Annotated in this window: 11 protein-coding genes; 8 read left to right on the forward strand and 3 right to left on the reverse strand. The window is 67.6% G+C overall.

The genetic code is table 11. From position 1 onward, the window contains the following. Positions 1–25: 25 nt before the first annotated feature. Positions 26–415: a thioredoxin gene (gene trxA, locus A5712_RS19595; RefSeq protein ID WP_255342521.1), complete on the forward strand. Its 390-nt coding sequence runs from the start codon at positions 26–28 to the stop codon at positions 413–415. Here the strand turns inward: trxA and A5712_RS19600 are convergent. Further along, positions 412–1,854 carry a condensation domain-containing protein gene (locus tag A5712_RS19600; RefSeq protein WP_231982175.1) on the reverse strand — a complete coding sequence of 481 codons (1,443 nt, stop codon included), beginning with the start codon at positions 1,852–1,854 and terminating at the stop codon, positions 412–414. The two genes, trxA and A5712_RS19600, sit on opposite strands and share 4 nt — an antisense overlap. 341 nt (positions 1,855–2,195) lie before the next feature. Here A5712_RS19600 and A5712_RS19605 point away from each other — a divergent pair, with 341 nt between their 5' ends. From A5712_RS19605 to A5712_RS19620, 4 genes are all read left to right on the forward strand, one after another. Continuing rightward, positions 2,196–2,909, forward strand: a complete 714-nt coding sequence (locus A5712_RS19605; protein WP_068108355.1) for a GAP family protein — start codon at positions 2,196–2,198, stop codon at positions 2,907–2,909. Between the two features lie 24 nt (positions 2,910–2,933). Then, positions 2,934–3,743 carry an enoyl-CoA hydratase gene (locus A5712_RS19610; RefSeq protein WP_068108360.1) on the forward strand — a complete coding sequence of 270 codons (810 nt, stop codon included), beginning with the start codon at positions 2,934–2,936 and terminating at the stop codon, positions 3,741–3,743. A gap of 21 nt (positions 3,744–3,764) precedes the next feature. Further along, positions 3,765–5,393, forward strand: a complete 1,629-nt coding sequence (locus A5712_RS19615; RefSeq protein ID WP_068108363.1) for an ABC-F family ATP-binding cassette domain-containing protein — start codon at positions 3,765–3,767, stop codon at positions 5,391–5,393. Positions 5,394–5,485: 92 nt separating this feature from the next. Then, positions 5,486–5,692, forward strand: a complete 207-nt coding sequence (locus A5712_RS19620) for a helix-turn-helix domain-containing protein (RefSeq protein WP_068108365.1) — start codon at positions 5,486–5,488, stop codon at positions 5,690–5,692. A 38-nt stretch (positions 5,693–5,730) separates the two neighbouring features. Here the strand turns inward: A5712_RS19620 and A5712_RS19625 are convergent, their stop codons facing one another. Beyond that, the gene (locus A5712_RS19625; RefSeq protein ID WP_068108368.1) at positions 5,731–6,312 is read right to left on the reverse strand and encodes a TetR/AcrR family transcriptional regulator; all 582 of its coding nucleotides are present in this window, start codon (positions 6,310–6,312) and stop codon (positions 5,731–5,733) included. 12 nt (positions 6,313–6,324) lie between these two features. Beyond that, positions 6,325–9,135: an aconitate hydratase gene (locus tag A5712_RS19630; RefSeq protein ID WP_068108372.1), complete on the reverse strand. Its 2,811-nt coding sequence runs from the start codon at positions 9,133–9,135 to the stop codon at positions 6,325–6,327. A gap of 153 nt (positions 9,136–9,288) precedes the next feature. On the opposite strand from A5712_RS19630, the gene A5712_RS19635 reads away from it, so the two are divergent. The 3 genes from A5712_RS19635 (at position 9,289) to ripB (ending at position 12,271) form a co-directional block, all read left to right on the forward strand. Next, positions 9,289–9,828, forward strand: coding sequence for a DUF6676 family protein (locus A5712_RS19635; protein WP_068108375.1), 540 nt, complete (start codon positions 9,289–9,291; stop codon positions 9,826–9,828). 250 nt (positions 9,829–10,078) lie between these two features. Further along, positions 10,079–11,512 carry an NlpC/P60 family peptidoglycan endopeptidase RipA gene (ripA, locus tag A5712_RS19640; RefSeq protein WP_068108377.1) on the forward strand — a complete coding sequence of 478 codons (1,434 nt, stop codon included), beginning with the start codon at positions 10,079–10,081 and terminating at the stop codon, positions 11,510–11,512. A gap of 24 nt (positions 11,513–11,536) precedes the next feature. Beyond that, the gene (ripB, locus tag A5712_RS19645; protein ID WP_068108381.1) at positions 11,537–12,271 is read left to right on the forward strand and encodes an NlpC/P60 family peptidoglycan endopeptidase RipB; all 735 of its coding nucleotides are present in this window, start codon (positions 11,537–11,539) and stop codon (positions 12,269–12,271) included. The last annotated feature ends 84 nt before the right edge of the window (positions 12,272–12,355 follow it).

The following is a 12,355-nucleotide window of genomic DNA, read 5'->3' on the forward strand; positions in this document are numbered from 1 at the left end:
GCAAACGCGGAAGACCCACGGGAACATCACGTCAGTTACCAACGTTAAGCGCACTGTGACTACACGCGATCTCACTGCTGAGCAGTTCAACGAGACCATCGAGGGCAACGACATCGTGCTGGTCGACTTCTGGGCCTCCTGGTGCGGCCCATGCCGCCAGTTCGCCCCGACGTTCCAGGCATCCTCGGAGAAGCATCCCGACATCGTCTACGCGAAGGTGGACACCGAGGCCGAGCAACAGCTAGCGGCGGCTGCCCAGATCCGGTCCATTCCGACGCTGATGGCCTTCAAGAAGGGCAAGCTGCTGTTCAACCAGGCCGGCGCGCTACCGGCGGCGGCCCTGGAGGACCTGGTTCAGCAAATCAAGGCCTTCGACATCGAGGCGGCCGAGGCCGCCCAGGCCGAGCAGGCCTAAACCAGTTGCCGCTGCAGCGCGGCGACATCCCACAACGGCGCCCCGCCGCGGCCTTCGGCGACGCGCAGGTAAATCGACTTCAGCGTCTCGAGGTAGCGCGTAACCGACTCCCGCGCGACCGGATTGTCGGGGAAAAACACCATCGCGTGCGTTTCCTTTTCATACCGGTTGACGCGCAAGTCGAATCGAGCCGGGACCCCGCCGTCGTGATGGATCTTGATGTTCGAACCGCCCCACTCCGACTTCACGATGGTGGACAGCGGAGGGCTGCTTGCGTCGAGGTGGAACAGCAACGGAACGCGCCCTTGCGGCATCCGCAGCCACGGCGCCAGTTCCAGCACGCGAGCGAACGGCACGTTCGCCAGGGCCTTGCCCGAATCGAACGACTGCTGTGCGGCGCGCACGGCGGCACCGAACGATGACGAGCCGACGGGGATGGTGATCGGGACGAAGCCGGTGAACCAACCGATCGTCAGGAACTCGTCCCGAGAGCTGCGAGTATCGCACGCGACAAGACCGTAATACGTTTCGGCGCCGGTCAATTCGTATTGCACGAGGGCCGCGGAGGCGAACACGCCGCCGCTGAAGCGGCCGCCCGCGGCTATGCACGCGTCTTCGAAATCGGCCGTCTGCTGTTCGTCCATCAGCCGGACGAACATCAGGTCGCAGGCCCCCGAACCGTCGCCCAGCGACACCGGGCATTCCGGCAGGGTGCCGTCATTCTGTTCGAAGAAGTCCACCCAGGCCTGCACCTGCGGGGAGTCCAGCGTCAGGGCCGAGGTGTATTCGTGTTGCTGGACACAGTATTTCTCGTAGCTGCCCGCGGCCGGAAGCGCCGGCGGCGCGCCGCCCGCGAGCAGCGATGTGTACATCAGATACAGCTCCATGCGGATCGCGCCGAGAAACTGCGCGTCGATGTAGAGATGGTCGATGCTGAAGCAGAAGGTGAAGTGATCCGCGCGCTGGATTACCGCAAAGCGGAAGCACTCCCACTCCAAAGGGCTCGGCGTGGCCACGATGTGCTCGCGAAGTTCCTCGGGCGACATCTCGTCGTGCTTGACCGGAACGCATTGAATATCGGCAGGATTGCGAACCGTGTGTCGCAAAATCCGGTCACCGTCGGCAAATTCGAACCAGCTGTGATACGTGTCATGCCGGCGAAGATGCGTGTTGATGACGTAGGTCAGGACCCGGATGTCGCAGCGGCCGGGCATGTCCCAGCTGCCGATGCACAGCCTCGACATGTCGACCCCGCGGGCGGCGTGGTCAACGAAATTGCGCAGGTGGCGGGCCTGTTGGTGGCTGGCCGGGACGGCGCTTACCGGGGCTTGCCGGACCTTGTTGAGCGAGGCCGGCGAAGGGTGCCAGCACACGATCGCCCCCGGGTCTGGCAACCAGTCATGGATTGCCCCGAACGCCTCTTCCCCTGGGATGAACACATTCCCTCCCTAGTCTGCTTCATCGCCTGGACACAGCGGATTCATAGCCCTACCATTGCTTTGCCGAACGGTGTTCCTACCTCCACTGGCCGGATCCGGTTGCGGGACAGCACATTTGCGCGCCAGTGCCCCTGCTGTTGTCGCCCGCGCAAGACATCTCAACGGGCCGTAGCTGACACGCGCCCAATGGTGGCTAAAGATAGCAGACCAAACCAAGCGCCGTGGGGCGTTTCGACGACATTTAACGTACGGTCGCGTACCGAAACCTGACCCGCGGGGCCGCAGAGCAATCGCCCCGAAGTACGAACGCGACCCTGCCCGCTCCCGGTAGAGTCGCGCCCATGTGGGGCACGGTGCTGGCGTTGGCGCTGGTCGCGGGGGTGGACCCGGGACGGCTCGGCGTCGCCCTGCTGCTGTGTTCGCGGCGACGGCCCGTGCTCCATCTTGTTGCCCTCTGGCTGGGCGGGCTGGCGGTCGGCGTGGCCCTGGCCCTGGGCGCGCTCGTCGGGTTGCACGACGTCGTGCTCGGGGTGATGGATCGGGTGGAGGTCGCCACCTCGAGTTCCACGGCGGGGCGGATTCAGATCGCGATGGGCGTGCTCGCGCTGGTGATCGCCGCGTCGATCGCGGTTGGCGTTTCTGTGCGCCGCCCGGTGGCGGTGCCCGCCGGTGCCCCTGCAAACCAGGCCGAGCCCACGGCGTTATCACGGGTATCGGCCCGCGCCCTGCAGGCGCTGCAGTCCGGCCCGCCGTGGATCACCTTCCTCGTTGGAGTCGGATTGACGACCGACTTCCGCTACCTGGCCGCGCTCACCGTCATCCTGGCCTCCGGGGCCGCCCTGGGCACCCAGGTGAGCGCCGCCGCGGCCTACACGCTGGTGGGCCTGGCGTTTGCTGAAATCCCGCTGATCTGCCATTTGGCGGCGCCGGCCCGGACCGGCGCGATGATGTCGCGCGTGCACGACTGGGTGCAGGCCCGCCGGCGGGCGGTCTTCGGGATCGTGGTGGCGGTACTGGGCGTTTTCCTGATGACGACCGGCCTGGGCCACGTCTGACCCAGCACGCGTTACCTTTCACGGGTGAGCCTGGTACTGGTAGAGCAACCGCGGCCCGGAGTCGCGCTGATAACCCTCAATCGGCCCGAACGGATGAACTCCATGGCCTTCGACGTCATGGTGCCGCTCAAAGAGGCCCTCGAGAAGGTCACCTACGACAATTCCGTGCGCGTCGTGGTGCTGACCGGGGCGGGCCGAGGGTTCTCCTCGGGCGCCGATCACAAGTCTGCGGGCACGGTGCCGCACGTCGCCGGGCTGACCCGCCCGACGTACGCGCTGCGGTCGATGGAGCTGCTCGACGACGTGATCCTGGGGCTGCGGCGGTTGCACCAACCGGTGATCGCCGCGGTCAACGGCCCCGCCATCGGCGGCGGGCTGTGCCTGGCCCTGGCCGCCGACATCCGGGTCGCCTCGACCAGCGCCTACTTCCGGGCCGCGGGCATCAACAACGGCCTGACCGCCAGCGAACTGGGGCTGTCCTACCTGCTGCCCAGGGCCATCGGGTCGTCGCGCGCGTTCGAGATCATGCTGACCGGCCGCGACATCAGCGCCGAGGAGGCCGAGCGCATCGGGCTGGTGTCCTGCCAGGTGCCCGACGTCCAGCTGCTGGACACCTGTTACGCGATCGCCGCGCGGATCGCCGCGTTCTCGCGCCCGGGAATCGAGTTGACCAAGCGCACGCTGTGGAGTGGACTCGACGCCGGTAGCCTGGAGGGGCACATGCAAGCCGAAGGCCTAGGACAGCTCTTCGTCCGCCTGCTCACCGCCAACTTCGAGGAAGCGGTTGCCGCGCGCGCGGAGAAGCGGCCACCGGTTTTCACCGACGACAAATAGCCAGCACACAAGGGAGCGGATGTGATCACGGCCACGGACCTCGAGGTCCGCGCTGGTGCGCGCATCTTGCTCTCACCCGACGGCCCGGACCTGCGCGTGCAGCCCGGCGACCGCATCGGGCTGGTGGGCCGCAACGGCGCGGGCAAGACGACGACCCTGCGCATCCTGGCGGGCGAGAGCCAGCCCTACGCCGGATCGGTGGCCCAGATCGGCGAAATCGGTTATCTCCCACAGGATCCCAAAGAGGGAGATCTCGACGTCCTGGCCCGCGACCGGGTGCTGTCGGCCCGCGGATTGGACGTGCTGCTCACCGACTTGGAGAAGCAGCAGGCGCTGATGGCCGAGGTCGCCGACGACGACGCGCGGGACCGCGCCATCCGTCGCTACGGGCAGCTGGAAGAGCGCTTCGTGGCGTTGGGCGGCTACGGCGCCGAGAGCGAAGCCGGCCGCATCTGCGCGAGTCTCGGCCTGCCGGAACGGGTGCTGACGCAGAAGTTGCGCACGCTGTCCGGCGGGCAGCGCCGCCGCGTGGAGCTGGCGCGCATCCTGTTCGCCGCCTCCGATAGCGGCGCCGGGTCGTCCACCACCCTGCTGCTGGACGAGCCGACCAACCACCTCGACGCGGATTCGCTTGGCTGGCTGCGCGATTTCCTGCGGGCGCACACCGGCGGGCTCGTGCTCATCAGCCACAACGTCGAGCTGCTCGCCGACGTCGTCAACCGGGTGTGGTTCCTGGACGCGGTGCGCGGCGAGGTCGACGTCTACAACATGGGCTGGCAGAAGTACCTCGACGCCCGGGCGACGGACGAGCAGCGCCGCCGCCGCGAACGCGCCAACGCCGAGCGCAAGGCGGCCGCGCTGCGCACCCAGGCCGCCAAGCTGGGCGCCAAGGCCACCAAAGCCGTTGCGGCGCAGAACATGCTGCGCCGCGCGGACCGGATGATGGCGGCGCTCGACGAGGAACGGGTCGCCGACAAGGTGGCCCGGATCAAGTTCCCCACCCCCGCCCCGTGCGGGCGCACGCCGCTGGTCGCCAAGGGGCTTTCCAAGTCGTACGGGTCGCTCGAGGTGTTCAGCGGTGTCGACCTGGCCATCGACCGCGGCTCGCGCGTGGTCGTGCTGGGCCTAAACGGGGCGGGCAAGACCACGCTGCTGCGCCTGCTGGCCGGCGTCGAAACCCCCGACAGTGGCGGCCTCGAGCCCGGACACGGTTTGCGGATCGGGTATTTCGCGCAGGAGCACGACACGCTCGACAACGACGCGACGGTCTGGGAGAACATCCGGCACGCCGCGCCCGAGTCCGGTGAGCAGGAGCTGCGCGGCCTGCTCGGGGCGTTCATGTTCAGCGGTCCGCAGCTCGACCAACCGGCGGGGACGCTCTCCGGCGGTGAGAAGACCCGGCTCGCGCTGGCCGGCCTGGTGGCCTCCACGGCCAACGTGCTGCTGCTCGACGAACCCACCAACAACCTCGATCCCGCGTCGCGCGAACAGGTGCTCGACGCGCTGCGCAGCTACCTCGGCGCGGTGGTGCTGGTGACCCACGACCCGGGCGCGGCCGAGGCCCTCGACCCGCAACGCGTCGTGCTGTTGCCCGACGGCACCGAGGACTACTGGTCCGACGACTACCGGGATCTCATCGAACTGGCCTGATTTCGCCAAATCGGCCCACGGCCGGCGACGGCTTCTTACTCTATGTGCTTGGGGATCGAGCCCAGAGCATGGAGGGGACGTTGAAGAGCGCAGTGCGCAGGCCGAAGAAGACGCGCGAGCAGATGTTGCACGAACTACGCAACGCCTACGAGGGCGGCGCCAGCATCCGCAACCTGGCGGCCACCACCGGCAGATCGTACGGATCGGTTCACAGCATGCTGCTCGAGTCCGGCACCACGCTGCGCGGCCGCGGCGGCCCCAACCACACTTCGGCCCGGCGCCAGTCCGCGCGAGCGTAGCGTCACTGCGAAAGTACGTCCCCTCATTCGCAGTGGCGTTACGCTTGCGCCCCAGACTCCTTGCGCCGCACCGACTTTTCCACCAGATCGAGGACCGCGGACAGCCGGCGCGGATCCTCACCGGATGCCAGCCGGGCCACCAAGCCGTCGAGCACCAGTTCTAGGTAACACTGCAAGACGTCACCGGGAACGTCGTCGCGCACCCGGTGCGCCTCCTTTTGCCGGCGCAGCCGATCGGTGGTCGCCGCCGCCAGTTCCGCGGAGCGATCCGCCCAGCCCTGGCTGAAAACCGGATCGTTGCGCAGCTTGCGCGCGATCTCCAGCCTGGTCGCGAGCCAGTCGAATTGGTCGGGCGCGGCGAGCATGTCGCGCATCACCTGGATCAGGCCTTCGCGGGACGCCACGTCGGCCATCCGCTCGGCGTCCTCGTGCGCCAGCGCGAAGAACAACGCGTCCTTGTCGCGGAAGTGATGGAAGATCGCGCCGCGCGACATCCCGATCGCCTTCTCCAGCCGGCGCACCGTGGCCTTGTCGTAGCCGTATTCGGCGAAGCAATGGCGGGCACCGTCGAGGATCTGGCGGCGGCGAGCCGCCAGATGGTCCTCGCTGACTTTTGGCACAGGCGGCGACGGCTATGACTTCAGCATGTTGCGCAGCACGTACTGCAGGATGCCGCCGTTGCGGTAGTAGTCGGCCTCGCCGGGGGTGTCGATGCGGACCACCGCGTCGAACTCGATCGGGTCACCACCGTCCTTGGTGGCCTTGACCTTCACCGTCTTCGGGGTCTTGCCGTCGTTGAGCGCCTCGATGCCGGTGATGTCGAAGACCTCGGTCCCGTCCAGCCCCAAGTCTCCGGCGGTCTTACCCTCCGGGAACTGCAGCGGGATGACGCCCATGCCGATCAGGTTGGACCGGTGGATGCGCTCGAACGACTCGGCGATCACCGCTCGCACGCCCAGCAGCAGCGTGCCCTTGGCCGCCCAGTCGCGTGACGAGCCCGACCCGTATTCCTTGCCGCCCAGCACGACCAGCGGAATGTTCTGTGCCGCATAGTTTTGCGCTGCGTCGTAGATGAACGCCTGCGGGCCGCCGTCCTGGGTGAAGTCGCGGGTGTAGCCGCCGGCGACGTCGTCGAGCAACTGGTTGCGTAGCCGGATGTTGGCGAAGGTGCCGCGAATCATCACCTCGTGGTTGCCGCGCCGCGAGCCGAAGGAGTTGTAGTCCTTGCGGTCCACGCCGTGCTCGTCGAGGTACTGCGCGGCGGGCGTGCCGGGCTTGATGCTGCCGGCGGGCGAGATGTGGTCGGTGGTCACCGAATCGCCCAGCAGCGCCAGCACCCGGGCCCCGGAGATGTCCTTGACCGGCTCCGGGTCGGCAGACATGCCCTCGAAGTACGGGGGCTTGCGCACGTACGTCGAATCCGGGTCCCACTCAAAGGTGTTGCCGCTGGGGGTCGGCAGGTTGCGCCAGCGCTCGTCGCCCTTGAACACGTCGGCGTAGTTCTTGGTGAACATCTCCTGGCTGATCGCAGAGGCGATGGTGTCCGAGACGTCCTTCTGCGACGGCCAAATGTCCTTCAGGAAGACGTCGTTGCCGTCTTTATCGGTGCCCAGCGGCTGGGACTCGAAGTCGAAGTCCATGGTCCCGGCCAGCGCGTAGGCGACCACCAGCGGCGGCGACGCCAGGTAGTTCATCTTCACGTCGGGGTTGATCCGGCCCTCGAAGTTCCGGTTGCCGCTCAGCACCGCCGCCACCGAAAGGTCGTTGTCGTTGATGGCCTTTGAGATCTCGTCGGGCAGCGGGCCGGAGTTGCCGATGCACGTCGTGCAGCCGTAGCCGACCAGATAGAAGCCGAGCTTCTCCAGGTACGGCCACAGGCCGGCCTTGTCGTAGTAGTCGTGGACCACCTGGGAGCCCGGCGCCATCGTGGTCTTCACCCACGGCTTGGACGCGAGCCCCTTCTCGACGGCGTTGCGCGCCAGCAGCGCCGCGCCCAGCATCACCTCCGGGTTGGAGGTGTTGGTGCACGACGTGATCGCGGCGATCACCACGGCACCGTGGTCGAGCACGAACTCGCCGCGCTCGTCGGAGCGCACCGTCACCGGGCTGCTCACCCGGCCCTTCGCGTGCTTCGCGGCCGACTCCACTTTCGGGGCGTCGTCGGCGTGCCCGTTCTCCAGCGCACCGGGGTCGCTCGCCGGGAAGGACTCGTCGACCGCCTCGTCCAGCTTCGAGTAGTCCTTCTTGTCGGGGTCGTCGCCGACGTAGCTCGTAATCTGTTCGCGGAACGTCGCTTTCGCCTCCGACAACGCGATCCGGTCCTGCGGGCGCTTGGGCCCGGCGATCGACGGCACCACGTCGGACAGGTTGAGCTCGAGGTATTCGGAGAAGGCCGGCTCGTGCTTGGGGTCGTGCCACATGCCCTGCTCCTTGGCGTACGCCTCGACCAGTGCCAGCTGCTCGTCGGTGCGCCCGGTGAAGCGCAGGTAGGAGATGGTCTCCTCGTCGATCGGGAAAATGGCTGCGGTGGAACCGAATTCGGGGCTCATGTTGCCCAGGGTGGCGCGGTTGGCCAGCGGCACCTCGGCCACGCCCTCGCCGTAGAACTCGACGAACTTGCCGACCACGCCGTGCTTGCGCAGCATCTCGGTCACCGTCAGCACGACGTCGGTGGCCGTGACGCCGGCCTGGATCTCACCGGTCAGCTTGAAGCCGACGACCCGGGGGATGAGCATCGACACCGGCTGGCCCAGCATCGCGGCCTCGGCCTCGATGCCGCCCACGCCCCAGCCGAGCACGCCGAGGCCGTTGACCATGGTGGTGTGCGAGTCGGTGCCCACGCAGGTGTCGGGATACGCCACCCCGTCGCGGTCCATGACGACGCTCGCCAGGTACTCGATGTTGACCTGGTGCACGATGCCGGTGCCCGGCGGCACCACCTTGAAGTCGTCGAAAGCGCCTTGGCCCCAACGCAAGAACTGGTAGCGCTCGCCGTTGCGCTGGTACTCGATCTCGACGTTGCGCTCGAACGCGTCGGCGCTGCCGAACAGGTCGGCGATCACCGAGTGGTCGATCACCAGGTCGGCGGGGGCCAGGGGGTTGACCTTGGCCGGGCTGCCGCCCAGGTCGCCGATGGCCTCGCGCATGGTGGCCAGGTCGACGATGCACGGCACGCCGGTGAAGTCCTGCATCACCACGCGGGCCGGCGTGTACTGGATCTCAATGCTGGGGTCCGCCTTGGGATCCCAGTTCGCGATGGCCTCGATGTGGTCCTTGGTGATGTTGCTGCCGTCCTCGTTGCGCAGCAGGTTCTCGGCCAGCACCTTGAGGCTGTAGGGGAGTTTCTCGGTATTGGGGACGGCGTCCAGGCGGTAGATCTGGTAACTCTTGTCGCCGACCTTGAGGGTGTCGCGGGCTCCGAACGAGTTCACAGAATCAGTCACTTCAACTCCCAAGGATTAAGTTCTTCCGCCGACGGGCCATGTCGGCGGTGCGGTACCACTTTAACAGTACGCTTGTCCTGTATTACGGCGGGTGCCCCTAGTCCCAGTCTTGTCGCGCGCGGCGCGGGTTTAAAGCCCCATTACAGTGTCGGCATGACCGGGCACCCGATCCTGCCGCTCTACATTCCGGTGGACGTCGACATGACCGCGATCAAGGCGCAGGTCGCCGCCACCGGCGTCAGCGCCCCGCCGGCCGCGATGCCCGGCCTGCTCGACATCGTCAACCAGGCGCACGCCGACGGCATCAACCTCAAGATCGTGCTGCTCGACCACAACCCGCCGAACGACACCCCGCTGCGTGACATCTCCACCGTCGTCGGCGCCGACTATCACGACGCCACCGTGCTGACGCTGAGCCCGAGTTACGTCGGCACCTACAGCACGCAATTTCCGCGCGTCACGCTCGAGGCCGGCGAGGACAACGCCAAGACGGGCAACCCGGTCGTCTCGGCGCAGCATTTCCTGCACGAGTTGAATACGCCCGAGTTCCCCTGGACGGGCCTGACCATCTTCCTGTTGATCGCGGTGCTCGCGGCGGCCGTGGGCACCCGATTCCTGCAGTTGCGCGCCAAGCGCGCAGCAACGCCGGCCGAGGCGCCGGGCACGACGGCGGAAGCGCCCGAGGGCGCCTAGTAACGGCGTCTGACACGCGCATCCGGCGCGGGTCAACTGACGGGGCGGTCGCCCCGGACTCAGCGCGGCAAACACCGCAGGTCACCGTTCGGTCACATTAAACGCACGTCAAGAGTGCAGTTTGTGACTAGCGTTTCCACCGCGTCATATGTGACGTACGGTGCAAATGGTGCTCGTGTTGTTTGTGGCGTTTTCAGAAAGGCCGTGCCTGGCGCCGCCCGTCCGCGTTGAGCCGTAGGAGACCTGTCGAATGAGACGTACGCGCTGGGGACCCTCTGCGCGACCGGCCATCAGGTTGCTCCGGCCGGTCGTTCCGTCGGTGCTGAGCGTGGCCATGCTGATGTCCACCCCGGGCCTGGCCGACGCCGACCCCGCCGCGGACAGCATGGCCGCGTTGATCGCGAACGTCGCCAAGGCCAACCAGCGCCTGGAAGACCTGACGGCCGAAATCCAGACCGAGCAGGAAAGCGTCAACAAGGCACTGGTCGACGTCGAGACCGCGCGGGACAACGCGACCGCCGCCGAGCACGACGTCGAGGCCAGCCAGCAGGCCGTCAAGGACGCCAACGCGGCGATCGCCGCGGCCCAGCACCGGTTCAACACCTTCGCGGCGGCCACCTACATGAACGGGCCGTCGGGCAGTTACCTGACCGCGGCCAGCCCGGAAGACATGATCGCGACCCAAAGCGCCGCCGAGACCCTGACCGCGAGCTCCCAGGCGGTGATGGACAAGCTGCAGCGGGCGCGGACCGAGCAGGTGAACAAGGAGTCGGCGGCGCGGCTGGCCAAGCAGAAGGCCGACAAGGCCGCGGCCGACGCCAAGGCCAGCCAGGACGCGGCGGTGGCCGCGCTCACCGATTCCAAGCGCAAGTTCAACGACCAGCGTGAACTGGCCACCCGCCTGGCCGACGAACGGGACCAGGCCCAGGCGAAACTCGTAGCGGCCCAGCGTGAATGGGCGGCCGAGCATGGCTCGTCCGCCGTCGCGGTCTCGGGGGACCGGTGGGATCCGGGTTCCCCGGTCGGCGCCCCGCATTCCGGCGGCCGGCGGTGGGATGGCCTGTGGGACCCGACGCTGCCCATGGTGCCCAGCGCCAACGTCCCCGGTGACCCGATTGCCGTCATCAACCAGGTGCTGGGCATCTCGGCCACGTCGACGCAGGTCACCGCCGGCATGGGCCGAAGCTTCTTGCAGCAGCTGGGCATCCTCAAGCCCGACGACACCGGCATCACCAACGCCGCGCCCGGCGGCACCGCCGGCCGCATCCCCCGGGTGTACGGGCGGCAGGCCACCGAGTACGTGATCCGGCGCGGCATGTCGCAGATCGGCGTGCCCTATTCGTGGGGCGGCGGCAACGCGGCCGGGCCCAGCAAGGGCATCGACTCCGGCGCCGGGATCACCGGCTTCGACTGTTCGGGCCTGGTCCTGTACTCGTTCGCCGGCGTGGGGATCAAGCTGCCGCACTACTCGGGTTCGCAGTACAACCTGGGCCGCAAGATCCCGTCGGCGCAGATGCGCCGCGGGGACGTCATCTTCTACGGACCGGGCGGCAGCCAGCACGTCACGATCTACCTCGGCGACGGCCAGATGCTCGAGGCTCCCGACATCGGATTGAAAGTTCGCGTCGCGCCCGTGCGCACCAGCGGGATGACGCCGTACGTGGTCCGCTACATCGAATGGTGACGATCAACTACTGAACGAGGAGCTATGCGCCGCAATAGGTTTCGCCTGACCAACTTCGCCTGGATCACCGCTGTGGTGGCCGGGCTGATGTTGTCTGTGGCCAGCCCCGCTCCCGTGGTTAGGGCCGACCCCGGCCAGTGGGACCCCACCCTGCCGGCCACCATCAGCGCGGGTGCGCCGGGCGACCCGCTCGCCGTCGCCAACGCCTCGTTGCAGGCCACCGCCCAGGCCGCGCAGACCACGATGGACCTGGGCAAGCAATTCCTCGGCGGGCTCGGGATCAACCTCGGCGGCGACCCGGCGCCCACCGCGGCGACCCCCACCAACCCCGGCGGCAAGATCCCGCGGGTCTACGGCCGGCAAGCCATCGAATATGTGATCAAGCGGATGGGATCGCAGATGGGCGTCCCGTATTCGTGGGGCGGCGGCTCGCTGGACGGGCCCAGCAAGGGCGTCGGCGACGGGGCCAACATCAACGGCTTCGACTGCTCGGGGCTGATGCGCTACGGCTTCGCCGGTGTCGGCGTGCTGATCCCTCGGTTCTCCGGTGACCAGTACAACGCCGGTCGCCACATTCCGCCCGACCAGGCGAGACGCGGCGACCTAATCTTCTACGGCCCGAACGGCGGCCAGCACGTCACCATGTACCTGGGCAACGGGCAGATGCTCGAGGCGTCCAGCCTCGCCGGCAAGGTCACCGTCAGCCCGGTGCGCAAGCCCGGCATGACGCCGTTCCTGACTAGGATCATCGAGTACTGATCGCGGGGCCGGCGAGGCATCAACTGGGCGAGCGTCGACGGAAACCGGCTGGCCTGGAATAGTTGGTCCAGGGCACGTCGCTGC

It is taken from the genome of Mycobacterium sp. E2327 (genome assembly GCF_001672675.1).
Classification (GTDB): domain Bacteria; phylum Actinomycetota; class Actinomycetes; order Mycobacteriales; family Mycobacteriaceae; genus Mycobacterium.